Origin of the sequence: Paraburkholderia phytofirmans (assembly GCF_046028095.1) — a bacterium.
GTDB lineage: Bacteria > Pseudomonadota > Gammaproteobacteria > Burkholderiales > Burkholderiaceae > Paraburkholderia > Paraburkholderia phytofirmans_A.
Genome location: NZ_JAQQDJ010000003.1, coordinates 50204 through 75053 on the forward strand (window position 1 = coordinate 50204; position 24850 = coordinate 75053).

Genomic DNA, 24850 nt, shown 5'->3' on the forward strand with positions numbered 1-24850 from the left:
GGCTGTTAAAAAAACGACCGGCGCGTCAGGGCACGCGCGCTGGCTGAATCGAATGCCCTTGATGGATGGAGACAGTCATGAACGCTTTTGGGTCGGAGCAATCCGCCGGGCCGCCGTCGAACAACGTGCTGCGCATCACGCTGGTGTGCTTCGCGGTGTCGATGATCGACGGCTTCGACACTTTGATGTTGTCGTTCGTCGCGCCCCTGCTGGCGAAGTCGTTGCAGATCGATCACGCGTCGTTGGGACGCGTATTCGGCGCTGGCTTCGTCGGCACCGTGCTCGGTTCGCTGATCGTGGGGCCGCTGGCGGACCGCTTCGGACGCCGGCCCATGCTGGTACTCGCATTGTGCGTGACCGGCATTTTCACGCTCGGCTGTGCGTTCGCCACTTCCGCGACGACGCTGGCTGCGTTGCGCTTTCTCGGTGGCCTCGGAATGGGGGGCGCGATTCCGCCGGTGGCGGCGATCACTGCCGAGAGCAGTCCCCCACAACGCCGCTCGTCGCTGGTGATTTTGATGTTCATCGGCTTTCCGCTCGGCGCGGTAGTGGGCGGCGCGATTACCGCCGCGTTGATGACGCGCTTCGGCTGGCCGTTCGTGTTCGTCATGGGCGGTGTCTCCGCGTTGATCGCTTTGATCCCGGTGCTGCTGGTGATTCCACGGCAGACCGTTTCGCGCGCTGAACTGGCCGCGGCGCGGCAGCGCAGCGCGGCACAGCGAACCGGCCTGCCCGGCAAGCTATTCGGCAATCTGTTTGCCGGCGGCCGCCTCGCCGCGACATTGGCGCTGTGGGGCGGCGTGCTCTGCAGCATGATCCTGTCGGGCTTTCTCGTCAGCTTCATGCCGACCATTCTGAACATGAACGGCGTGGCGCCGGCGCGTGCCGCATTGGGCGCGGTCGTGCTGAACGTCGGTGCGATCGCCGGCGCGCTGGTGATCTCCACCGTGGTCGGCAAGCGCGGACCATTCGTTCCGGTGGCGATTTCGTTTCTCTGCGGCGCGCTGTTGACGTTCACGCTGGGACACATCATCGGCGCGGGCAATGTGGCGTTCGCCATGCTGTTCGCAGTGGGCGCGTGTCTTGTCGGCGGACAGCTGACGATCCCCGCGATCGCGAGCCGCCTCTTTCCCGCCGACGTTCGCGCGGCCGGTATCGGTTGGACGATGGCGATAGGTCGGACCGGCTCGATCATCGGGCCGCTGGTGGGCGGCATTCTGCTGTCGCAGCATCTGCCGTTCGACACGCTGTTCATGGTCGCCGCGCTGCTGGCGGTGGGCGGTGCGCTGGGTATCGGTCTCGCGAATATGTGGCGGCCACGCGAAGAAAGTGGAGCGGCGCTCGCGCCTGCGTCTTTTGCGATCACAGGTTCGGAGTTAGGGAATGGCAAACACTGAGCGCAGCAGATCTCTGCTCACACCGCTGCAGCATCTACCGACGAGCGGCGCGCGCGCCGTGGAAGTCTTCACGAACGACGAGGGCACGTTCGTCGGCGTGCCGCAACTGGCAATCGACGTGGCCGGCGAAGCGCCGTACATGAACGGCGGCGACAGCGACACCGATGCGCCGATTTACCGCTGGCAGGATGGCCGCTTTGTCGAACATGAAGCACTGTTTTTGCCGGGCGGCGAAGATCTCGCTTACTTCAGGATCGGCGGACGGCAGTTTCTGGCGGCGGCTGGAATTCGAACGGGCAAGGGCCCGTACGAACTCGATTGCGAAGCCACACTGTACGAACGAATCGAGCGGAAATGGATACCGTTGCAGCACTTTCCGGCTTTCGCCGCGAAGCAATGGTTCGCGTTCTCGCTCGGCGAGCGGCATTTTCTCGCGCTGGCGCAAGGCGTGGTGATCGAAGGCGTGGAACCCAAAAATCCCCGCACGTCGCGCATTTTCGAATGGGACGGCAAGCGCTTCGTGCCGTTTCAGACGCTCGACGGACAGTGGGGCTACAACTTCGCATTTGTCTCTTTCGGTGGCGAACACTATCTCGCGTATGCGGATCATGTCGGCGGTTCGCCGGTTTATCGCTGGAACGGCGAGCGATTCGAAACGTTCCAGATGTTCGACGAAAACGGTGGCCGCGCATTTCGCTTTTTCGAAGCGAACGCTGCGCTTTGGATGCTTCACGCGAATCTGCTTGAGCACACCACGTTGTACCGATTCGACGGCACGCAGTTCGTGGCCGTGCAGGTACTCGGCGAGGCGGGCGGGCGCGAGCTCTGTCTGATCGACGGCGAGCAGGGCCTTTACCTGGTGCGCGTGTGCTTTATCACCGGCACGCCGAAAGCACCGACGGTCGTGCCGCAATCGCAGATCTTTAAATGGCGTGAGGACCGTTTCGAACTCGTCGAGACATTCGAGACTTCGGCTGCAACAGACGCCCGCAGTTTCATGATCGACGGGCAGCGCTATCTCGCTGTCAGCAATAGCCTGAGCGCGGACATTCGCTTTCGTATCGATTCGTCCGTGTACCGCTTCAACGGTTAGCGGCCGGGCCGAGCACTGACTGGCCCGGCGGCCCGCCGGGCAATCCCCAACGGGAACCGATATCCCTTCGGCATGGGAGGGCGCCGCTTTGCCTTTAAAAAATAAAACCTGGAGACGAGCAATGAAAAAGTTTGCCTTGAGTTTGAGCACGGCCGCAGCGCTGGCATTGAGCAGCCACGTCGCGCATGCGCAAAGCAGTATCACGTTGTACGGCATTATCGACGCCGGCCTGACGTACTTCAGCAATCTGAACGGCCATGGCACATTCGTCGCGAACGACGGCTCGATTCAGTCCAATCGCTGGGGCTTGCGCGGCGTGGAAGATATCGGCGGGGGCACGAAAGTCGTCTTTGTCCTGGAGAACGGTTTCAATCTCTATTCGGGGACGATGGTGCAATCCGGCGTTCTGTTCAGCCGTCAGGCGTGGTTGGGTCTGAGCGCGCCGAAGTACGGCACGTTCACGCTCGGCAAGCAATATGATTTCTTCTGGGACAACCTCACGCAGTTCGCGATGGGGCAGGTTGCGGGCCAATATGCATGGCATCCGGGTGACTTCGATCACCTTGCGGGCACATTGCATATCAACAACGCGCTCAAATATACGTCGCCGAACTATGGCGGCTTTTCCGCGGGCACGTTGTACGCGTTTCCTTCTCAGTCGGTCACCGCAGGCACTGGCCGTGTGATTGCCTTCGGACTGCGTTATTCGAACGGCCCGCTGAATCTCGGCGCGGCTTATACGGACACGCATGACCTCGGTGTGAATGCACCGACGCAGGCGGGCACCACGCTGTTTCCCGATCTGCCTGCCGGTCCGGTGATTGCGAATAGCGTCAGTAGTTTCGGCATTGGCGGCAGTTACCGCTTTGGCCGCAGCCTGACTCGTCTGCTGTTCACCGATACGCATTTCCGCGTTCGCAATGACAGCGGTTCGATGACCACTTACGAGGCTAACGAAGTATTCCAGCTCACGCCCGCCACTACGCTGATGGGCGGCTATTGGTACAGCAAGCTCGAAGCGCAGAAATGGCAGAACGTGACGGTGCTGCTCGACTATGCGTTGTCCAAGCGCACCGACGTCTATACGAGCGCCACGTATCTGCGTGCTTCGGGCGGCGCCGCGCCTGTGTTTCTCGGCGGTGGCGCGGCGCCTGTGTTTGCGAATGGCGAGTATGTGAGTACTGGCCAATCGTCGACGGCGGTACGCATTGGCCTTCGCACGTTGTTTTAGGCTTCCGTTTGACAGGTTCGCCTGATCGGCGGTCGTTCCGTCGATCGGGCGCCCTGACGTTCAGATCCTCAGCGCAGTATCTGATCGATGACGCGCTGATTGGCAAGCGAACTCTCAAGAGAAAATGCGAGCCCTGTTGTACGGCCAAAGACGGTGTCCGAGAAGTCCTCTACCATCGCCTGGTACTGGTCGACATCGCTGAACTCTTGCGTGTGCTCGCTACCGGTTGCATCCAAACGATGACGGACTTGTGCGGGGCCATAGCTACCTGGATTGAAAGGCGCGTCGACGCTCAGCCATCCTTTGGTGCCGTGAAAGATCATGTGCTGGCGGCGCGCCATCTGGGTGCCGCAATAGAAGCTCAGCGTGAACCCCGGAAAATCCGCGACGCAGCGAGCGAAGCGGTCAGTGCCGAAACGCGGGTCCAACACGATCTTGCCCTGAATGCGATCCGGTTCGAGCCCGGTCGCAAGACGCGTGGTGACGACCGGATACACGCCGATGTCTCGCACCCCGCCGCCGCCCAGCGCGAGATTGTTCTTGAGCGCGCCGGGGTCGTCATTGAAGTAGGTAAAAGAGCCTTCCACCAGATTGAGTTCGCCGATCAGGCCTTGCGCAAGACTGTCGCGCACATAGGCCCACTGCGGATGATGCGCGACCATGAACGCTTCGCCGCATACAAGGCCCGTCTGATCGCGCAAAGCAATCAGTTCCTGAACCTCGCCAGCGCTCATGGCAATCGGTTTCTCGCACAACACATGCTTGCCGCCGAGCAACGCTTTCTTGCACCACTCGAAGTGGCTTGCCGTCGGTAGTGGAATATAGATCGCGTCGACGTCCCGGCTTGCGATCACTTCCTCATAGCTGGCCGATACATGGGCGATGTCATGCTTCGTCGCGAACGCTTGTGCGCGGGCGAGATCGCGGCTGGCTACCGTCGTCACCCGGCCATTGCGCGATCGCTGCAAAGCCGGCACCAGGAAGTTGTTCGCGATCTTTGCGGCGCCCAATACGCCCCAGCGGACTCTGTCTGTCATTGTCGTTCCTTTATGGTTGATGCGATGCGCGCGTCGCGCTGTTAGCAGACGTTCTGCAAGCGGTCCGCACAGATTGCCAGAACTTCATCTGGATCTCGCAGCCACCAGTCTTGCGCGGAGAAAATCTCGACCTCGACCAGCCCATCGTAGCCGGCACTTTCGATAGTTTGCCGCACGGCAGGCAGGTCGATGACGCCGTCGCCCATCATGCCCCGATCGAGCAATACGTCTCGCGTTTCGCGCAGCCAGTCACATACGTGATACGCAAGAATTCTCCCAGCGCGTCCCGCTGCTTCGATTGAAGCCGTCAGGGCAGGATCCCACCAGCAATGATAGACATCGACGGCAACGCCGAGCATGCCCGATCGATCTTTATCCACGCGCTCGCAAATGTCCAACGCCTGCGCGATGGTGTTGAGCACCGCACGGTCGGCCGCGTACACGGGATGCAGCGGCTCGAGCGCAAGCGGCACGCCACAATCGCGAGCGGTTTCCAGCAGCATCGCAATGCCTTCGATGACCTGGTTTCGCGCGCCGTCCAGATCGCGGCGGCCTTCGGGCAATCCGCCTACCACCATCACAAAACAACGCGCCCCGAGAGTGGCCGCATCGCGCAACGCAGCGCGATTAGCTTCGACATTCGCCATGAATTCCACCGACGTCGCCGCCGGCAAGTAAGTCGAGCGGCAATAGCCGGTCACGGTGAGATCGAGCGCCTTGATCTGTCTTGCGATCTGCGCGAGATCGGTTTCCTCGACTTCGCGACGCCACGGCGCAATCCCGCCGAATCCGGCTTTGGCAATGCGGTCAATCGTGCGGCTGAGCGGCTCCCGATGCCCCAGCGTCGCGGTATTGATGGAGCACAGGTCGAGTCTTCCTTGCAGGTTTCTCATAAGTTTCCAGATCGATATCGAACACGAGCAGGCCTTGCGCGCCGCCATCGAGCGCTTCGAGCAGACGCGCGCCGATCGCCTGATGCGTTGGATGCGCAAGATACGCGAAGCAGGCGGCGCGGCTCTCGAAGTCCATCATGAAGCCGTCGGCGAAGTTCATGCCGTAGCCTTCCGGCGATACATTCGGCCCGCACTGAAAGTTCGTGAAGGCAATGCCGGGCACTTCCGTCAACCGACGGATCTGCCCGAAGAACGCGAGCCGCCGCGCCGGCGTGACGTCGGCGCGAAACCGGCAGAACACCATGTGCCGCACAGGACCGGTCGGGCGGCTCATCGTCAGTCTCCGCAACCGAGGGGCGCCATGACGCGGCGAATGCGCGCGACGGCATCCGCGGGATCACGCAGAAGGCGGGCTCGATCGGCGAGGCGGAAGACGTCGGCGAGGTAGGCGGGCGGACGCATGCCATGGTGGCCGCCGGGCATGAAGAAGTGATCCTGGAAGCCGTTCAGGTACGCGAGGAACACCACGCCCGTCTTGTAGTACTGCGTGGGCGCGCGAAAGATGTGGCGCGAAAGCGGCACGGTCGGCGCGAGCAACGCGTTGAAGCTGGCCTTATCGTTTGCGGCAAGCGCGGACAATGCCTGCGATGCGGCCGGCGCAATCGCGTCGAAGATGCCGAGCAACGCATGCGAAAAATGCGTGCCGTCTCCGGCGATCAGCGCGGGATAGTTGAAGTCGTCGCCGGTGTACATTTTTACGCCGTGCGGCAGGCGCTGACGGAACGCGATTTCTTTCTGCTCGTCGAGCAGCGAGATCTTGATGCCGTCGACCTTGGACGCACTCGTGCCGATGATGTCGAGACACAGCTGCGCCGCGTCGGGAAATTCACTGGCGCCCCAGTAGCCCGCGAGTTCTGGGTCGAACATCTCGCCGAGCCAATGCAAGATCACTGGTTGATCGCACATGGCGAGCACTTCGCGATACACGCGCCGGTAATCGTCCGGCGTGCGCGCAACCCGCGCGAGCGCGCGGCTCGCCATCAGGATCACGCGACCGCCCACGCGCTGCACCGCCTCGAGTTGCTCGGCATACGCGCGGATCACCTGATCGCAGTTCGCGACCGAGGCGGGCGCGATGTGGTCCGTGCCGCAGCCCGACGCGATGGCCGCGCCCGGAATGTCGCGCGTGCCTTCGATGCTGCGCGTGATCAGTTCGAGCGCCGTGCTCCACGGCAAGCCCATGCCGCGCTGCGCGGTATCCATCGCTTCGGCAATGCCGAGACCTTGCTGCAACAGATAGCGCCGGTAAGCGATCGTGCGCTCCCAGTCGATGGCGGGCGCGGCATTCAGTTCGCCCGCGCGCAGCGGGTCGGCCACCACGTGCGCCGCGGAATACGCGATGCGGTTGAAAGCGCGTGCGGGCGAGCGTACCTCGAGCGGCACGCCTTCTACGCGATACGTTTCCATCGTGCCGGATGCGGCCGGAAGTTTGATTGACAGGTTCATATGCAACTCAGTATTTGGTGACGAGCAGGCCGCCGTCGATACGGATCGCCTGGCCGACGCTATAGGGGAGCCCGCCCGTTGCAAGCGTGCGCACGGTGGTCGCCACTTCTTGCGGCGTGCCCCAACGCTTGATCGCGGTGAGCCCTTGCTCGATCTGCGCGTCGTAGCGCGCGCGAGACGGCGCCGTCATTTCGGTTTCGATCAGGCCGGGCTGCACTTCGTACACGCTGATGCCGTGTTCGGCGAGGCGCAGCGAGAACAACGTGTTCGCCATGGAAAGTCCGGCCTTGGACACGCAGTATTCGCCGCGCAACGGCGACGCGGCGATTGCGTTCGACGATGTGATCGTGATGACGGAAGGATGCGGCGCGACAGCGCCGCCGGAGCGCGCGAGGCAGTGTTTCGCGAAGGCCTGCGTGAGAAAGAACGTGCCCCGCGTATTCACCGCGATACAACGGTCGAAACTCTCCGGCGTGACGTCGAGCAGATCGCCGCGCGACATCACCGAGACGCCCGCGTTGTTCACGAGGCAATCGATCTGGCCTTCGAGCGTGGCTTCGATCTCACGCAACGTGGCAGCATGCGAGTCGATGTCGGCGAGATCGGAGATGACCGCGATTGCACGCGCGCCGGTTCGTTCGACCTCGCGCACGGCGTCGTCGAGTTCTTGCGATGCTGCCGCATCGGTCAACGCGACGTCGAAACCGGCGCGCCCGAGTTCGACGGCGATCGCGCGGCCGATGCCGCGTCGGCTGCCCGTGACAAGAGCAATGGGACGCGCACTCATAGCGTGGCTCCGTTGGCGATCAGATCGCGCGCGACGATGGTGCGTTGAATCTGGTTGGTACCTTCGTAGATCTGCGTGATCTTCGCGTCGCGATACAGACGCTCGACTTCATAGCCGCGAATGTAGCCGCTGCCGCCGAAAATCTGCACGGCGTTCGCGCTGTGCTTGACGGCGGCATCGCCCGCGAAACACTTCGCCATCGAACACGCAATGCTCGCGCGTTCGCCCGCTTCGAGCCGTTCCGCCGCATCGTGCACGAGCAGCCGCGCGGCCTGGATGTCGGTTGCCATGTCCGCCAGCATCCACTGAATGCCCTGGAATTCGGCGATATGGCTGCCAAATTGCTTGCGTGTCTGCGCGTAATCGAGCGCGGCTTCGAGACCCGCCTGCGCGATGCCGACGGCGAGCGCCGCAATGCCCACACGACCCTTGTCGAGCACACTCATCATGATGTGGAAGCCGCGGCCTTCCTGGCCGAGCAGCGCGTCTTGCGGCAGCTTCACGCGATCGAAATGCAGTTCGCCAACTTGCGACGCGCGCTGGCCCATCTTGTGTTCCTTCGCGCCTTTCGACACACCGGCGAGCGCGCAGTCCACGATGAAGATGCTCATGCCGCGCCGGCCCGCGGCGGGATCGGTGCGCGCGAGCACGAACGCGACGTCCGCGACCGGCGCGTTGTGGATCCACAGTTTCGCGCCGCTGAGCTCCCAGCCGTCCGGCGTGCGGACCGCAGTGGTGCGGATGCCCGACACGTCGGTGCCGGCGTCCGCTTCGGTGATGCAATACGCGGGACGCAGCTTCGCGCGCAGCAGCGGCTCCATGTATTTTGCGCGCTGCGAGCCGGTGCCGTGCACCGAAAGCAGTGTGCCGACCAGCTCAAGCAGACCGCATTGATCCGCCACCGACGCGTAACCGCGCGACAGTTCCTCCATCACCAGCGCATACGCTGTGACGTCGAGCCCGGCGCCGCCGAACGCTTCGGGAACGGTAATGCCGAACAGGCCCAACTCGCCCATCTGCGTATAGATCTCGGCCGGAAAGCGCTCGTCGCGATCCAGTTCTTCCGTGATCGGACGAATCACTTCCTGCGCGAAACGGCGCGTGGTTTCGCGAATCTGCTGGTGCGTGTCTGAGAGTTTCATGCTGTCTCCATCGTATCGATCGGTACCTGTTTTTGCGCCTCACTGGGCTCGTTCAGGTAAACCCGAGCCTCGCGCATCGCTACTTGAATTACGTGTTTTCATGTGCCAACATTGGCAACAAGTAACCAACTGGTTCGTTATTTAAGACCAACGAATCGCCGCTGTCAACGAGGTTTGAAGCCGATCTGAGTGGAGGATGGTTTGGATAAATGGATGGATGCCGCCGCGGCGGCCGAGCAGATTTTCGACGGTGCGACCATCGCGCTGGCCGGTTCCGGCGGCGGTCTGCTCGAACCGGACGCTGTGCTTGCGGCGCTCGAACAGCGCTTTCTTCAGACGGGACATCCGCGTGACCTGACGGTGGTTCACGCGCTCGGCATCGGCGACGGCAAGAGCAGCGGACTCTCACGGTTTGCGCACGCCGGCATGGTGCGGCGTGTGATCGGTGGACACTGGAGCTGGTCGCCGGCCATGCAGCAGATGGCGAAAGACAACGCGTTCGAGGCCTACAGTTTTCCCGCCGGTGCGATTTCCACGCTGCTGCGCGAAATCGGCGCGGGGCGGCCGGGGCTCGTCACGCATGTCGGTTTGCGCACCTTCGTCGATCCGCGTATAGACGGCGGCAAGATCAACGCGCGCGCCAGTGAGGATCTGGTCGAACTGATCGAACTGGATGGACGCGAGTATCTGCGCTACAAGCCGTTCAAGGTGGACTTCGCGATCGTGCGCGGCTCGTCGGCCGATGCGAGCGGCAACGTCACGCTGCGCCGCGAGCCTGCCGATCTCGACACTTACGCCGCGGCGCTCGCCGCTCATAACAGCGGCGGTCGCGTGATCGTCCAGGTCAAAGAGCGCAACACGCGGAGTTATGTGCCGGCGCGGCTCGTGCGCATTCCGGGCATTCTCGTCGATACGCTTGTCGAGACGCGGGAGCAGGTGCAATGCGTGGTCGCCGATTACGACCCGGCGCTGAGCGGCGAATCACTGAGCCCGATCGACGACGGTTTCTACGAAACGCCCACAGGCATCCGTTACATCATCGCCGCGCGCGCCGCGCAGGAATTGCATGCGGGACAGTCGGCGAATTTCGGCTTCGGCATTCCGGGCGGCATTCCTGGAGTGCTCGCGCAACAGGGCCGGCTCGGCACGTTCTGGGGCTCGGTAGAGCAGGGCATTCATAACGGCGCGATGCTCGACGGACCGATGTTCGGCACCGCGCGCAACGCGGAAGCGATTCTTTCGAGCGTCGATCAGTTCGACTTCTATAGCGGCGGCGGCGTGGATATCACGTTCCTCGGCATGGGCGAAATGGATGGCGAGGGCAACATCAACGTGTCGAAGCTCGGCGCGACGGTGGTGGGGCCGGGTGGTTTCATCGACATCACGCAGGGCGCGCGCAAGATCGTTTTCTGCGGCAGTTTCGAAGCGAAAGGGTTGCAGGTCGAACAGGCCGGCGCGGGCGTGAAGATCGTGTCGCACGGCAGCGTGCCGAAGCTCGTCGAACGCGTGCAGCACATTACGTTCAGCGGCGAGCAGGCGCGGATCGCAAAGCAGGAGGTGTTGTATGTAACGGAGCGCGCGGTGTTCCGGCTCGAAGAGAACGGCGTGCGTTTGATCGAAGTGGCGGAAGGTGTCGACGTCGAGCGTGATGTGCTGGCGCGTATGTCGTTCCGTCCGCTCGTCGACGAGGCACTGTTGGCGCGAGGCAAAAGTGAAGCACGCGAAGTTCACGCAAATGAAGCACACGCGAAAGTGGCATGACGCGGCCCGTGGTGACATGAAGCGTCGCATCCGGACGCTTCAGTCCTCGCGGCAATCAAGGGCGCAGCAGGCGCAGAACGGTTTCGATATTGAAGTCGAGACGGTTCTTCAAAGCCTCTTTGCTCATGAAGTCGATGTCGAAGATCACACCGCTCGTGAAGCGATTGGTCAGGTAGTAATAGCCGACCGCCGCCATGGTGATATGCAGTTGCCGTGCATCGACGCCCGCGCGAAACACGCCCGCTTCGACGCCCCGATCGATTATGCGTTGCAGCATCGAGATGAAACCATGATGCAGTTCCTTGAACCGTTCGGACTTTTTCACATGGCGCGCCTTGTGAAGGTTCTCGCTGTTCACGAGCGTCATGAACTCGGGGTTCTTCAGGTAGTAGTTCCACGTGTGCGTGGTGAGCGCGACGATCGCATCTTCGGGCGACAGGTGGTCGAGGTTCAGTTTCAGTTCGGCGGAGCGGATGTCGGCATAGGCATCTTCGAGCACGGCCTGGAACAACTCCTCCTTGCTGCCGAAGTAGTGATAGATCATCCGCTTGTTGGCCTTGGCACGCGTCGCGATGGCTTCGACGCGGGCGCCGGCGAGGCCGAGTTTGGCGAACTCTTTCTTGGCGGCTTCGAGAATGCGGGCCCGGGTGACCTCGGGGTCACGTTGGCGGGGCGGTTGCGTGGCGCCGGCTTTGGCCGTTTTCAATGCCCGGCCGGGGGGCGTGCTCGCAAGAGTCATGTTGGCTGGTCGCAGGAAAAAAGTGTGAGGAAACTGAGTCGGTCGATCTGGTGCCGTGTCAGCGACTATAGACCAAAAAGGCATTGCGAGGAAGTAACCGGATGGTGCAGAATGGGCGCCAAAAATGCCAAAAGCATGGTCTTGCCGAAGCGGTTTCCCTCGCGCGCGGCGCGCATTTTAGCGCCTGCGTGAATGCAAACTCTGGAGACACGAATGAGCAATCTGAATGAACTCGCAGCAACGCTTCGTCTTCCGGCGGAGCCGCTGCGCACGCCGATGTTCATCGACGGCAAGGACTACGCCGGCAGCACCGGCGAGTTCGTCACGCGCAAGAGCCCGGGCCACGGCGTGCCGGTCACGGCCGCGCCGCGCGCCTCCGTCGACGATCTGAACGCAGCGGTCGCGAGCGCGCGCCGTGCCTTCGACGACGGCCGCTGGTCCCGCCTGTCGGGCGAGCAGCGCGCCACCGTGCTGCTGAAAACCGCGCGTCTGATCCGCGACAACGTGGAGACGCTGGCGTATCTGGAAACGCTGGAAAGCGGCAAGCCGATCGGTCAGTCGCGCGGCGAGATCAGTGCGGCGGCGGGCATCTGGGAATATGCGGCCGGTCTCGCGCGTGTCGTGCATGGCGATTCGCACGACACGCTCGGCGCCGATCTGTTCGGCTTGACGGTGCGTCAACCGATTGGAGTTGTCGGCATTGTCACGCCATGGAATTTTCCGTTCTTCATTCTTTCGGAGCGTCTGCCGTTCGTGCTCGCGGCGGGTTGCACGGCTGTCGTCAAACCGGCCGAACTCACTTCGACGACCACGCTGAAACTCGCCGCCTTGCTCACCGAAGCAGGCTTGCCGGACGGCGTCGTGAACGTAGTGACGGGGCTCGGCTCGGTGGTCGGCCAGGCGCTCGCCGAACATATGGACGTCGACATGGTGTCGTTCACCGGTTCGACGCCCGTAGGTCGCTCGGTTCTCACCGCGGCCGGCGGCAACATGAAGAAGGTCGGATTGGAACTCGGCGGCAAGAATCCGCAAATCGTTTTCGCGGATGCCGATCTCGACGATGCCGCCGACGCCATCGCCTTCGGCATCTGCTTCAACGCGGGACAGTGCTGCGTTTCGGGCAGCCGGCTCGTCGTGCATCGCTCGGTGGAAGAGGAACTCGTCGCGCGTGTGCAGGCCGTCTTTGAGAAAGTGCGCATGGGCGATCCGCTCGATGCATCGAACCATGTCGGCGCAATCGTTGAAGCACGTCAGTTCGACAAGATTCGTGGCTTCATCGACGCAGGCCGCCGTGACGGCGCGCAACTGGTTCACGGCGGCTCGGCGACCAGCGACGGCGAACGCTTCTTTATCGAGCCGACTCTGTTCCGCAACGTGCAGCCGCAAAGCGCGCTGGCGCAGGAAGAGATCTTCGGGCCAGTGCTGTCGGTCACGCCGTTCGATACCTTCGAAGAAGCGATCCAGTTGGCGAACGGCGTGCCCTATGGCCTCGCCGCCAGCATCTGGACGCGCGATCTGCAAGGCGCAATCAGCAGCTTCCGCGAGGTTCAGGCGGGCCGCATCTGGGTGAACTGCACGATCACCGGCGGTCCGGAAATGCCGATAGGCGGTGTCAAGCAGTCGGGCATCGGCCGCGAAACTGGCCGCTATGGCGTGGAGGAATACACGGAGCTGAAGTCGGTGCACGTCCAACTCGGCAAGCGGCCGCGCTGGATCGCGTAACAGCCGTCGAATTTATGGAGCGGCCGTCGAGAGCCGCACGCAACATCCGGATCACGCGCAGCGTGTGATCGTAGAAAACCGTATCGGAGACAGCAATGTATGACTATGTGATCGTAGGTGGCGGCGCGGCGGGTTGTGCGCTGGCGGCGCGTCTGACCGAGGACGCCGGCAACCGTGTGCTGTTGCTCGAAGCCGGACCCGCCGATACCGATCCGTATATCCACATGCCCGTCGGCTTCTTCAAGATGACGGGCGGTCCGTTGACGTGGGGCTATCGCACGACGGCGGCAGCGGAAACGCAGCGCCGCCAGATTCCGTTCGCGCAAGGCCGCGTGCTCGGCGGCGGCGGCTCGATCAACGCGATGGTCTACACGCGCGGCCAGCCCGCCGATTACGATGGCTGGGAACGCGACGGCTGCACCGGCTGGGGCTTTCGCGACGGCGTGCTGCCGTACCTGCGCCGCATGGAAGACAACGAGCGTCTAAGCAACGAATATCACGGCGTGGGCGGCCCGCTCGGCGTGTCCGATCTCATCAGCGTCAACGAATTGACGAAGGCGTTCGTGCTTGCCGGCCAGGAAGCCGGCATGCCGTACAACAGCGATTTCAACGGCGCGCAGCAGGAAGGCGTGGGCGTGTATCAGGTCACGCAGCGCAACGGCAAACGCTGCAGCGCGGCGGTGGGTTATCTGCGTGATGCCCGCTCGCGGTCCAATCTCACGGTCCGCACGGACTGCCTCGTGTCGCGCATCGTGATCGAGAACGGCCGCGCCATTGGTGTCGAATTTGCGCCGCGCGGCGAGCGCGCGAACGTGACGATTGCGCGCGCCGAACGCGAGGTGATCGTGACCGCCGGTGCGATCGGTTCTCCGAAACTGTTAATGCTCTCCGGAATCGGCCGCGCCGAAGATCTGGAGCGCGTCGGTGTGAAGCCGGTGCATGCGCTGAACGGTGTCGGACAAAATTTGCAGGACCACTTCGACATCGACATCGTCTACGAATTGAACGGCCCTTATAGCCTCGACAAGTACGCGAAAAAGCACATGATGCTGCTCGCCGGCCTCGAGTACAAACTGTTCAACAAGGGACCGGTGACCTCGAATATCGCCGAAGGCGGCGCGTTCTGGTACTCGGATAGCAGTGTGCCGACGCCCGATCTGCAATTCCATTTCCTGCCGGGCGCAGGCGTCGAGGCCGGCGTGCCGCCCGTGCCGTCCGGTTCGGGCTGCACGTTGAACTCGTACTTCCTGCGTCCGCGCAGCCGCGGCAGCGTGACGTTGCACAGCGCCGATCCCGCCGATGCGCCGCTGATCGATCCCGCCTACATTCGCGATCCGTACGACCTGAAGGTGGCGGTCGACGGCATTCGGCAGAGCCGCGAAATCATGAGTCAGCACGCGTTGCGCAAGTACATCCGGAGCGAGCATTTTCCGGGCGGCAAGGTGCGCACGCAGGCCGAGTACGAGACGTATGCGCAGCAGTACGGGCGCACGGGCTATCACCCGGTCGGCACCTGCAAGATGGGCGTGGACGAGATGTCGGTCGTCGATCCGCAACTGCGCGTGCGTGGCATTGAAGGTTTGCGTGTCGCGGATTCGTCCGTGATGCCGCGCATCGTCAGTTCGAATACGAATGCGCCCACGCTGATGATCGCGGAAAAGGCTGCCGATCTGATCCGCGGGCTGGTAGCGCAACCTGTGGCCGCGAAAGGCGCGCTCGCGGGCACGTCAGGACGCGTCGCGCGCGAGTCCGCCGCGGCTGCGGTTTGACGCCGCGATAGCGCAAGCAAGACCAGGGAAGGTACGCGAAACGTTCACGTACCTTTTGCATAGGGTAAATATCCGGTTATTTATACATGCCCTGATCGGAGGGCGCTTTTGCTCGGAGGAGACATCATGAACAGACAGGATCAACGCGCAGGCGTATCACGCCGCGACTTCATCAAGCTCGGCGCGGGTGCGGCATTCGCCGTGGCGGGCGGCGGCATGTCCGGCCTCTCATTCGGCGCGGGGCAGACCACGCTCGCCTGCTCGTTCCGTTCATTGACCAACCCGTATTACACGGCATTCAACAAGGGCGCGCAGAGCTTCGCGAAGAGCGTCGGCCTGCCGTACGTGCCGCTCACGACCGAGGGCAGTTCCGAGAAAGGCATCGCGGATATCCGCGCGCTGCTGCAGAAAACCGGCGGCAATCTGATCCTCAACGTCGACCCGAACGATTCCGCCGATGCACGCGTGATCGTCGAGGCCTGTTCGAAGGCCGGCGCCTATGTCACGACGATCTGGAACAAGCCGAAGGATTTGCACCCGTGGGATTACAACCCGAACTACGTGGCGCATCTTTCTTACGACGGCGTCGCATACGGCGAGGAGACGGCCACGCAGCTCTTCAAGTCGATGGGCGGCAAGGGCGGCGTGGTCGCGCTCGGCGGCATCTTCAGCAACGTGCCGGCGATCGAGCGCAAGGCCGGTCTCGATGCAGCACTGAAAAAATTCCCAGGCATCCAGCTGCTCGACTTTCAGGTCGCCGACTGGAATTCCCAGAAGGCGTTTCCAATCATGCAGGCGTGGATGACGCGCTTCAATTCGAAGATCAAAGGCGTGTGGGCCGCCAACGACGACATGGCGCTCGGCGCGATCGAAGCGTTGCGCGCCGAAGGTCTCGCCGGCCAGATTCCGGTGACTGGCATGGACGGCACCCAGCCGGGGCTCGTCGCGATCAAGACCGGCGAACTGGTCGCATCGGTCGATTGGGACCCGTTCTGGCTCGGCGGCATCGGTCTCTCGATGGGGCTCCAGGCGAAGGACAAGAAAGTCGATCTGGCGACGCTGCCCAAGGACCGCCGTGAGTCGTTTTGCACCGCGACGTTCGTCACGAAGACCAACGTTCAGGACGTGATCGCGCGCGCCGCGTCTCCGAAGGTGGAATGGAACAACCTTTATGCCCGCGTTGCCGGGCCAGTGGTGTATCGATGAACAAGCTCACCGCGACTCCTTCCCGGCACGCCGTAGAGGCCGCTCGATCCCCCGCATCCGCGCACGGCCCCGCAGCCGTGCGGGCACTGCTGCGGCGTTACTCGCCGTTGCTGGTGCTGATGGCGCTGGGCCTGTGCATCGGCGTGCTCAATCATGACTTTTTCGACCCGATGAACCTGTCGCGGATCGCGATTGCCGCCGTGATCCCGTTGACGATCGCGCTCGGCGGCACGTTCGTGATCCAGCTCGGCAGCATCGATCTGTCGGCGGAGGGGATTGTCGCGGTGGCGGCGATCGCCGTGTCGATGCTGGTCGAGAACTCGTACAACGACAGCCACTTCGGCCTGTGGGTGCTGGCCATCGGCGTCGCGGCGGGCGTGGTGCTGGGGCTGGCCAACGGCGTGTTGCACGTGTTTCTGCGCATCCCGTCGTTCATCACCACGCTCGCGGTCGGCTTCGTGGCGACCGGCATCGGCACGGCGGTGTTGTCGGGCAACACGATCCGCGTGAGCGACACGGCGTTGCGCGCGATTTCGATCACGCGCTACTTCGGTCTGCCGCTGTCTGTCTGGATCGGCGTGCTGGCGCTCGGGCTCGCGTGGTTCGTGCACCGCCATACGATCCTCGGCCGCCATACGCTCGCGATCGGCGGCGGTGAGGATCTGGCGCGGCTCAGTGGCGTACGGATCTCGCGCGTGCGCATCGCGGTGTTCGCGCTTGCCGGCGCGTTCTACGGCGTGGCCGGCATTCTCGCGGTCGCGCAGTATGGGCAAGGTCACGCGATGATCGCCAACGGCCAACTGTTCGTTGCGATCACCGCGATCGTGGTGGGCGGCACGTCGCTCGCGGGCGGCAATGGCGGTCCGCTCAACACGCTGATCGGTACGCTGGTGGTGGTCGTGCTCGCCAACGGCATGGTGTTGCTCGGTGTGCCGCCGTATGTGCAGCAGGGCATTCAGGGCGTGCTGATCATCGTCGCCGTGACGCTGGCGTTGAATCGCTCGCGCCGCCGCATCGTCAAGTAACGGATAGGGAGACACCACGATGCTCACTCTCAAGAACGTCACCAAACGTTTCCCCGGCGTGCTGGCGCTTAACGACGTGTCTATCGAAATCCGGCCGAACGAGATCGTCGGTCTGATCGGCGAAAACGGCGCGGGCAAATCGACGTTGATGAAACTGCTGACCGGCGGCTACCGTCAGGACTCGGGCGAGATTCTGCGCGACGGCAAACCGCTCGTCATCAAGAACCCGCGCGATGCCACCTCGAAAGGCATTGCAATGGTCTATCAGGAACAGTCGATCCTGCCGAATCTGACGGTGGCGGAAAATCTGTTTCTCGGCCGGGAAGAGCCGTTTCTCACGCTCGGCCGCGTCAACTGGGTAAAGCTCAAGCGTGCCGCGATAGCCGAACTGGCCACCGTGCACCTCGACATCGATCCATTGACGTTATGCGAAGACCTGACCTTCGGGCAGCGGCAGATGGTCGAACTCGCCAAGGCGCTGTCGCTTGCGAGCCGTACCGACGGCATGCCGGTCATCCTGCTCGACGAGCCGACCTCGGTGCTCGAAGCGGCGGAGATCGAGATTCTGTTTCGCCTTGTGCGCGAGTTGAAGGCGCGCGCGTCGTTCGTATTCGTCTCGCACCGGCTCGACGAACTGTTGTCGCTGAGCGACCGCGTCTATGTGATGAAGGACGGCAAGGTGGTGGCCGGCATGGCGTCGGCGGATGCGTCGGTCGGACAACTGCACGAACTGATGGTCGGCCGCACGATGGATGGCCAGTACTACCGCGAGAATTTGCAGAAGCCATGCCGCGGCGAAGTCGCGCTGTCGGTGCGCAACGCGTCGCTCGGTCATACGCTGAAAGGCGTGTCGTTCGACGTGCATTGCGGCGAAGTGTTCGGCGTGGCCGGCGTGGTCGGTTCGGGGCGCGAGGAGTTGTGCCGCGTGATCGCCGGGCTGGAATCGCTCGACTCGGGCGAGGTGCTGGTCGGCGAAACGCGCTTGCGTCCGCAGGCTACGCACGCGGTTTCGCTCGGCATTGGCTACGTGCCGCGCGAACGCAAGGTCGAAGGACTCGTCACGCAGATGAGCGTGGCCGAGAATCTGACGCTCCCGCGTCTTGCCGCGGTGAGCCGCGGCGGCGTGGTCAACAAGCGCAGCGAGCGCGCGGTCGCCAACGAATGGATCGAGCGCTTGCACATCAAGACGCCTGGCCCCACTGCGTCGTGCCGCAATCTGTCGGGCGGCAATCAGCAGAAAGTCGTGCTGGCGAAGTGGCGCTTTGCGGGCAGCCGCATTCTGGTGCTGGATCATCCGACGCGTGGCCTCGACGTGGGTGCGAAAGAAGAGGTCTATCAACTGATTCGCGAACTGACGGCGGAAGGTGTGGCGGTCGTGCTGACCGGCGACACGCTCGAAGAAATTCTCGGCCTGAGTCATCGCGTGATGGTGATGCGCGACGGCCGCGCGCAGAAGATTCTCGCGTGCGAAGTCGGCCACAAGCCGTCGCAGATCGACGTCGTCGAACACATGGTGTGAGGGCAACATGGCACAAATGAATGCATCACTGAAAGCACGGCTCGGCGACAACGCGCCGTTCATCGCGCTTATCGCGCTGTATCTGCTGATCGAGATCGCGCAGCCGACCTTCCTCGCGCCGTCGACGCAACTCGGCCTGCTCGCGGACAGCTCGACGCTGTTCATCATGGCGGCCGGCACGACCTTTGTCGTGTTGCTGGGCAGTATCGATTTGTCGTTGCAGGCGGTGGCTTCGCTTTCCAGTGTGATCGTGGCGATGCTGTTGCCGCGTTACGGCGCGTGGGCCGCGGTGGTGGCGCTGGCGGCGTCGTTCGGGATTGGGCTGCTGAGCGGCGTGATTCAAACCGTGCTGCGCATTCCGTCGTTCATCGCGACGCTGGCGGTCGGCGGGATCGCGTCGGCCGCTGCGCTGACGCTGTCGGGTACGCGCTCGATCGGCATCAGCGACGAGATGCGCAACGCGTCGCTCGGCTGGACTACGGGTTCTTCGTTCGGCATTCCGCATGAAATCATGCTCGCGGTGGTGGTCTTCCTGTTGTGCGTGTTCCTGCATCGTTCGACGGTGTTCGGGCGGCGCGTCGACGCGATCGGTGCGGGTGAACCGGCCGCGATTGCATCGGGCGTGCGCGTGCCGGTGACGCGCTGCCTCGTGTTCGCGACGTCGTCGCTGTTTGCCGGGCTCGCGGGCGTCATCATGGCGGGGCGGTTGGGCAGCGGATCGCCGACGCTCGCCGACCAGTTCCTGTTGCCGGCGATCGCCGCGGTGATTGTCGGCGGGACTGCGTTGACGGGCGGCGCGGGTGGCATCGGCCGGACGCTGATTGGCGCGCTGCTGGTGTCGGTCGCGCGGGTCGGTATGACGTTCGTCGGCGTCAGCGTGTTTGCGCAGCAGATCGTGTTCGGCGTGATTCTGATCGTCGCGGTGACGGTGGCGTTCGATCGCTCGAAGGTGTTGATCATCAAGTGAGCGCGTGAGGCGCTCGATGTGGAAGTCTTTGGACTGTGATGGAGTGGGAATAGATGAAAGTTCTGGTGGCGGTTAAGCGAGTGGTGGATTACAACGTGAAGGTTCGGGTCAAGTCGGACGGCACGGGTGTGGATATCGCGAACGTGAAGATGTCGATGAATCCGTTCGATGAGATTGCGGTCGAGGAAGCGGTGCGGTTGAAGGAAGCGGGCGTGGTTAGCGAAGTGGTGGCGGTTTCTTGTGGGGTTGCGCAGTCGCAGGAAACGCTGCGGACGGCGCTGGCTATTGGCGCGGATCGGGCGGTTCTGATTGAGTCTTCTGAGGACCTGCAACCGTTGGCGGTTGCGAAGCTGCTGAAGGCCATGGTGCATAAGGAGCAACCTTCTCTGGTCATTCTCGGCAAGCAGGCCATCGACGACGATTCGAACCAGACTGGGCAGATGCTCGCTGCGCTGGCTGGTTTGCCGCAAGCGACGTTTGCTTCGAAGGTTGTCGTCGCTGACGGCAAAGCTACCGTTTCGCGTGAAGTGGACGGTGGCGCTGAAACGCTGTCGCTGACGCTGCCCGCTGTCGTCACGACCGACCTGCGCCTGAACGAGCCGCGCTACGTCACGCTGCCGAACATCATGAAGGCGAAGAAGAAACCGCTGGAAGTCCTCAAGCCGGAAGATCTCGGCGTTGATGTCACGCCGCGCCTGAAAACGCTGAAGGTTGTCGAGCCGCCCAAGCGCTCCGCCGGTGTGAAGGTGCCGGATGTGAAGACGCTGGTCGAGAAGCTGAAGACCGAAGCCAAGGTGCTTTAAGTAGAACGGCAACGATGTTGCATGGGGCTGGAGTAAGCGCTAAAGCGCTAACTCCAGTCGACACGGAGACAGAGCAAATGACGAATCTGGTTAATCTTGTAATAGCAGAACACGACAACGCGTCGATCAAGGCCGCGACGCTGAACACGATTGCAGCCGCGCAGAAGATTGGCGGCGATATTCACGTGCTGGTGGCAGGCCACAACGCACAAGCCGCAGCAGATGCAGCAGCGAAGATTGCAGGCGTGAGCAAAGTGCTGCTGGCCGACGCGCCGCAACTCGAAGCAGGCCTCGCGGAGAACATCGAAGCAACGGTGCTGAACATCGCGAAGGACTACACGCACATCCTCGCGCCCGCAACGGCCTACGGCAAGAACATCACGCCGCGTATCGCAGCGAAGCTGGATGTCGCGCAGATCAGCGACATCACGGCGGTGGATTCGGCTGATACTTTTGAGCGTCCGATCTACGCCGGCAACGCGATCGCTACCGTTCAATCGGCTGATCCGATCAAGGTCATCACGGTGCGCACGACCGGTTTCGATGCCGTCGCAGCCGAAGGCGGTAGTGCAGCAGTCGAGAAAATCGAAGCGGCAGCGGACAGTGGCATCTCGTCATTCGTGAGCCGTGAAGTGACGAAGCTGGATCGTCCGGAACTGACGTCGGCGAAGGTCATCGTCTCGGGTGGCCGCGGTCTGGGCAACGGCGAGAACTATACGAAGGTACTCGAACCGCTGGCGGACAAGCTGAATGCAGCACTCGGCGCATCGCGCGCAGCGGTCGATGCCGGCTTCGTGCCGAACGACTATCAGGTGGGACAAACCGGCAAGATCGTCGCGCCGCAGTTGTACATCGCAGTCGGCATCTCGGGCGCGATCCAGCATCTGGCAGGGATGAAAGACAGCAAGGTGATCGTCGCGATCAATAAAGACGAAGAAGCGCCGATTTTCAGCGTCGCCGATTACGGCTTGGTGGGCGATCTGTTCGACACAGTCCCAGAGCTGACCGCATCGGTCTGAAGCATTTCACACACCGAGATCAGGCCGCGCAAGACCCGAATCGCGACCGTCGGCGTCGTCCTGGCGGCGACGCCTCATGCGCCGGCGTTAAACTATCTGCATGACAAAATCGAAGTGTGCGGAACGAACCGCTCAACACCTTGGCAGGAGACAAAGATGGATCCAGCAGCAAAGCGTAAATGGCCGCGTTCGGGACTCGAAACGACGCTGATGGGTTTCGGCGCAGCGCCGATCGGCAACATCTTCAGGCCGATCAGCGAAGAGGATTCGGCGGCGCTTATCAAAGCCGCGTGGGACGCGGGCGTGCGTTACTTCGACACTGCGCCCATGTACGGCCACGGTCTGAGTGAAGCGCGCTGCGGGCAGGCTCTGCGCTGGTATCCGCGCGACCAGTTCGTGCTGTCGACCAAAGTGGGGCGTCTGCTCAAGCCGCGCAAGCGTGCTGAAATCGACTTCACACCGTGGGTCGACGGGCTGCCGTTCGACATGCGTTTCGACTACAGCTACGACGGCGTGATGCGTTCGATCGAGGACAGCCTGCAGCGCATGGCGCTGGAGCATATCGATATCGCCTTGATTCACGACATCGACGTGTTCACGCACGGCGATGGCCAGCCGCAGGTGTTCGAGGCCGCCATGAACGGCGCGGCGAAGGCGCTGCTCAAGCTGCGCGACGAGGGTGTCGTCAAGGCCGTGGGTGTGGGCGTGAACGAGTGGCAGGTCGCGCACGAAGCGATCCGGCGCAGCGACTTCGACTGCCTGTTGCTGGCCGGCCGCTACACGTTGCTGGAACAGGACGCGCTCGACGGCTTCCTGCCATTGTGCGAGGAGCGTCAGGTGTCGGTGATTCTCGGCGGCGGTTACAACAGCGGCATTCTCGCCACGGGCGCCGTGCCCGGCGCAAAGTACAATTACGCGCCCGCGCCGGAAGCGATTCTCGAACGTGCGCGCAAGATCGAGCAGGTGTGCCACGACTTCTCGGTGCCGCTCAAAGCCGCGTCCCTGCAATTCGTGCTCGGTCACCCGGCTATTCCGACGAATATCCCAGGCGTGCGCAGCGTCGCGCAACTCGAAGACAACCTGCAAACCTTCCGGGCCGACATCCCGGCGGAATTCTGGGCCGAATTGAAGCGCCGCGGACTGATTCGCGAGGACGCGCCGACGCCTCGATAGTCGCCGGCATTGAAGGCATGCATCGACAACACCGCTACACGCTGCCGTTTTCAACGACGCGGCCTTCCGCACGCCAGCGCAGCATACCGCCTGGAAGGTTGGCGACCCGTTCGAATCCGGCCTGGCGCAGCATGACCGTGGCTTGTGCCGAGCGTCCACCGGCCCGGCAAACCGTCACGATCGGGCGGTCCTTCGTCAGTTCTGCGGTCCGCCCGGCCAGTTCGCCCAATGAAATGAGCCTGGCTGCGGGAATGCGCCCCAACGGTCCGTTGAATTCTTCAGGCTCCCGCACATCGACGATTTCGACCGCGCGCAGATTTTCCTCAAGCCACTGCGCGTTGATTTCCCAGATGCCCGCAAAGCTGCAGGTCAGCGGCGCCCAATCGGGCTCGGTCATCTGCGTGGGGACGCTCGCCGCCAAGCCGCATTTCAGATTCGCGGGCACCGCTACGTCGATCTGCTTCGGATGCGGCAGGTGCAGGTTCGTCATGTATCCGGTGAAATCCTCTTCACACAGCTCACCGCCAAGGCGCGGATTGAAGCGCCGCTCTTCGCCCACGCTCGTGACCGTCAAACCGCGATAGTCGTGAGCCGGGTAGAGCAGGCACGCGGTGGGCAGCGTGAAAATCTGCCCATGCACCGCGCGAAACATGGTGTGCGCGTCGCCGCGCTGGAAATCCGTGCGGCCCGTGCCTCGGATCAACAGGCAATCGCCGGTAAACGCCATGGTCTCGTTGTCGAGTACGAGCGTGATGCAGCCATCGGTATGCCCCGGTGTCGCGCGTATCGTCAGATATCTCGTGCCGAACTCGACTTTGTCGCCGTGGCTCAGATAGCGGTCCGCGCCTTCGGCGCCGCTCGCAGCCGATATCGCAATGCGGCTGCCTATGCGGCGATTCAGCATCCACGCACCGGTTACGTGATCGGCGTGGACGTGGGTGTCGATCGTATAAAGCAGATGCAAGCCGAGTTCTTCGATCAGGGCGGCATCCCGGCGCACCTGTTCGAATACCGGATCGACCAGTACCGCCTCTCGCGTCGTGCTATCGGCAAGAAGATAGGTGTAGGTCGACGATTGCTGATCGAATAGCTGCCGGAAGATCAACACGATTTCGCTCCGCGGCCCGCTCCTGCGAGCGCTTGAAGATGGCGGCCCATACGGTGTCGCCGATTACTCCACAGGCAGTCTAATAGAGCGCTGCCCCGTTCAGAGGCCCGGGTGCAGGAATGCACCCGGGCTCGCTTCGCACGCCGGACTTCGCACCGTCCGGCGCGCACCGCTCCAGTTCGCGCGCGTTACTTCGGTTGCGCAACGTAGCGCAGATAAGGCTTCACGGTTTTGAAACCCTGCGGATATTTTTGCGTTGCGGCATCGTTGGAAACGGATGTCGGAATGATGACGTCTTCACCCGGTTTCCAGTTCACCGGTGTCGCCACCGTGTGTTTCGCGTTGAGTTGCAGCGCATCGAGCAGGCGCAATACTTCGTCGAAATTGCGGCCCGCGCTCATCGGATAGACAAGCATGGCCTTGACCTTCTTGTCCGGGCCGATGAGAAACACCGAGCGCACAGTCGCGTTGTCGACCGCGGTGCGCGGCCCGCCGCCGCTAGCTTCGGGGTGGATCATGTCGTAGAGCTTCGCGACCTTCAGGTCCGAGTCGCCGATCAGCGGGTAATTGACTGCGTGGCCCTGCGTCTCGGCGATATCTTTGACCCACGCCGTATGGTCGCTGACCGGGTCGACGCTGAGCCCGATAATTTTCGTGTTGCGCTTATCGAATTCCGGCTTGAGGCCCGCGAGGTATCCGAGTTCCGTGGTGCAAACGGGCGTGAAATCCTTCGGATGCGAAAACAGGACTGCCCAATGGTCGCCGATCCATTCGTGAAAGTGGATCGTGCCTTCGGTGGTTTCCGCGGTGAAATCGGGAGCGTCTTCTCCTAATCGAATAGACATCGTTAGTCTCCATAGGTTGGGTGCACCAAGGTTCGAGTGCCACGGCCGGAGCGAGGTCCGCCGGGCTGCCGGAGTGTTGAGTGGCGATAGGACTGGCTCGAGATTGCT

Annotated in this window: 22 protein-coding genes; 13 read left to right on the forward strand and 9 right to left on the reverse strand. The window is 62.7% G+C overall.

What is annotated here, in order from left to right; all coding sequences use genetic code 11:
- The first annotated feature begins 77 nt into the window (after nt 1-77).
- From PQR54_RS09095 to PQR54_RS09105, 3 genes are all read left to right on the forward strand, one after another.
- Nucleotides 78-1397 carry an MFS transporter gene (locus PQR54_RS09095; RefSeq protein ID WP_408245064.1) on the forward strand — a complete coding sequence of 440 codons (1320 nt, stop codon included), beginning with the start codon at nt 78-80 and terminating at the stop codon, nt 1395-1397.
- Entirely contained in the window at nt 1384-2490 is a 1107-nt protein-coding gene (locus PQR54_RS09100; RefSeq protein WP_408245065.1) for a hypothetical protein, read from the forward strand. The genes PQR54_RS09095 and PQR54_RS09100 overlap by 14 nt, the downstream gene beginning before the upstream one ends.
- A 121-nt stretch (nt 2491-2611) precedes the next feature.
- Complete coding sequence (locus PQR54_RS09105) at nt 2612-3721, forward strand: porin (RefSeq protein WP_408245066.1); 1110 nt, start codon at nt 2612-2614, stop codon at nt 3719-3721.
- A 68-nt stretch (nt 3722-3789) separates the two neighbouring features.
- Here the strand turns inward: PQR54_RS09105 and PQR54_RS09110 are convergent, their stop codons facing one another.
- The 6 genes from PQR54_RS09110 to PQR54_RS09135 are packed head-to-tail and all read right to left on the reverse strand — an operon-like array spanning nt 3790 to nt 9086.
- The gene (locus PQR54_RS09110) at nt 3790-4758 is read right to left on the reverse strand and encodes a Gfo/Idh/MocA family protein (RefSeq protein ID WP_408245067.1); all 969 of its coding nucleotides are present in this window, start codon (nt 4756-4758) and stop codon (nt 3790-3792) included.
- 41 nt (nt 4759-4799) lie between these two features.
- The gene (locus PQR54_RS09115) at nt 4800-5651 is read right to left on the reverse strand and encodes a sugar phosphate isomerase/epimerase family protein (RefSeq protein WP_408245068.1); all 852 of its coding nucleotides are present in this window, start codon (nt 5649-5651) and stop codon (nt 4800-4802) included.
- Nucleotides 5566-5985 carry a Dabb family protein gene (locus tag PQR54_RS09120; RefSeq protein ID WP_408245069.1) on the reverse strand — a complete coding sequence of 140 codons (420 nt, stop codon included), beginning with the start codon at nt 5983-5985 and terminating at the stop codon, nt 5566-5568. Before PQR54_RS09120 ends, PQR54_RS09115 begins: the two co-directional genes overlap by 86 nt.
- Before the next feature lie 2 nt (nt 5986-5987).
- Nucleotides 5988-7157, reverse strand: coding sequence for a dihydrodipicolinate synthase family protein (locus PQR54_RS09125; protein WP_408245070.1), 1170 nt, complete (start codon nt 7155-7157; stop codon nt 5988-5990).
- Between the two features lie 7 nt (nt 7158-7164).
- Nucleotides 7165-7944 (reverse strand): 3-ketoacyl-ACP reductase, encoded by a 780-nt coding sequence (locus tag PQR54_RS09130; protein WP_408245071.1) that lies wholly within the window; start codon nt 7942-7944, stop codon nt 7165-7167.
- Nucleotides 7941-9086 carry an acyl-CoA dehydrogenase family protein gene (locus PQR54_RS09135; protein ID WP_408245072.1) on the reverse strand — a complete coding sequence of 382 codons (1146 nt, stop codon included), beginning with the start codon at nt 9084-9086 and terminating at the stop codon, nt 7941-7943. The genes PQR54_RS09130 and PQR54_RS09135 overlap by 4 nt, the downstream gene beginning before the upstream one ends.
- 213 nt (nt 9087-9299) lie before the next feature.
- Here PQR54_RS09135 and PQR54_RS09140 point away from each other — a divergent pair, with 213 nt between their 5' ends.
- Nucleotides 9300-10847, forward strand: a complete 1548-nt coding sequence (locus PQR54_RS09140; RefSeq protein WP_408246026.1) for an acyl CoA:acetate/3-ketoacid CoA transferase — start codon at nt 9300-9302, stop codon at nt 10845-10847.
- 55 nt (nt 10848-10902) lie between these two features.
- On the opposite strand, the gene PQR54_RS09145 is transcribed toward PQR54_RS09140, so the two are convergent.
- Nucleotides 10903-11586: a TetR/AcrR family transcriptional regulator gene (locus PQR54_RS09145; RefSeq protein WP_012426079.1), complete on the reverse strand. Its 684-nt coding sequence runs from the start codon at nt 11584-11586 to the stop codon at nt 10903-10905.
- Between the two features lie 213 nt (nt 11587-11799).
- Here PQR54_RS09145 and PQR54_RS09150 point away from each other — a divergent pair, with 213 nt between their 5' ends.
- The 9 genes from PQR54_RS09150 (at nt 11800) to PQR54_RS09190 (ending at nt 22789) form a co-directional block, all read left to right on the forward strand.
- Complete coding sequence (locus PQR54_RS09150; RefSeq protein WP_408245073.1) at nt 11800-13308, forward strand: aldehyde dehydrogenase family protein; 1509 nt, start codon at nt 11800-11802, stop codon at nt 13306-13308.
- Nucleotides 13309-13403: 95 nt separating this feature from the next.
- Nucleotides 13404-15077 carry a GMC family oxidoreductase gene (locus tag PQR54_RS09155; RefSeq protein ID WP_408245074.1) on the forward strand — a complete coding sequence of 558 codons (1674 nt, stop codon included), beginning with the start codon at nt 13404-13406 and terminating at the stop codon, nt 15075-15077.
- A gap of 126 nt (nt 15078-15203) precedes the next feature.
- On the forward strand, nt 15204-16283 hold the full coding sequence (locus PQR54_RS09160; RefSeq protein WP_408245075.1) for a sugar ABC transporter substrate-binding protein: 1080 nt from the start codon (nt 15204-15206) through the stop codon (nt 16281-16283).
- Complete coding sequence (locus PQR54_RS09165) at nt 16280-17308, forward strand: ABC transporter permease (RefSeq protein WP_408245076.1); 1029 nt, start codon at nt 16280-16282, stop codon at nt 17306-17308. The genes PQR54_RS09160 and PQR54_RS09165 overlap by 4 nt, the downstream gene beginning before the upstream one ends.
- Before the next feature lie 19 nt (nt 17309-17327).
- Entirely contained in the window at nt 17328-18827 is a 1500-nt protein-coding gene (locus tag PQR54_RS09170; protein WP_408245077.1) for a sugar ABC transporter ATP-binding protein, read from the forward strand.
- A 7-nt stretch (nt 18828-18834) separates the two neighbouring features.
- Nucleotides 18835-19794, forward strand: a complete 960-nt coding sequence (locus PQR54_RS09175) for an ABC transporter permease (RefSeq protein ID WP_408245078.1) — start codon at nt 18835-18837, stop codon at nt 19792-19794.
- Nucleotides 19795-19847: 53 nt separating this feature from the next.
- Nucleotides 19848-20597 carry an electron transfer flavoprotein subunit beta/FixA family protein gene (locus PQR54_RS09180; protein ID WP_408245079.1) on the forward strand — a complete coding sequence of 250 codons (750 nt, stop codon included), beginning with the start codon at nt 19848-19850 and terminating at the stop codon, nt 20595-20597.
- Nucleotides 20598-20683: 86 nt separating this feature from the next.
- On the forward strand, nt 20684-21616 hold the full coding sequence (locus tag PQR54_RS09185; RefSeq protein WP_408246027.1) for an electron transfer flavoprotein subunit alpha/FixB family protein: 933 nt from the start codon (nt 20684-20686) through the stop codon (nt 21614-21616).
- Nucleotides 21617-21772: 156 nt separating this feature from the next.
- Nucleotides 21773-22789 (forward strand): aldo/keto reductase, encoded by a 1017-nt coding sequence (locus PQR54_RS09190; protein ID WP_408245080.1) that lies wholly within the window; start codon nt 21773-21775, stop codon nt 22787-22789.
- A 34-nt stretch (nt 22790-22823) separates the two neighbouring features.
- Here the strand turns inward: PQR54_RS09190 and PQR54_RS09195 are convergent, their stop codons facing one another.
- Complete coding sequence (locus PQR54_RS09195) at nt 22824-23894, reverse strand: rhodanese-like domain-containing protein (protein WP_408246029.1); 1071 nt, start codon at nt 23892-23894, stop codon at nt 22824-22826.
- Nucleotides 23895-24085: 191 nt separating this feature from the next.
- On the reverse strand, nt 24086-24742 hold the full coding sequence (locus tag PQR54_RS09200) for a peroxiredoxin (protein ID WP_408245081.1): 657 nt from the start codon (nt 24740-24742) through the stop codon (nt 24086-24088).
- Nucleotides 24743-24850: the final 108 nt, after the last annotated feature.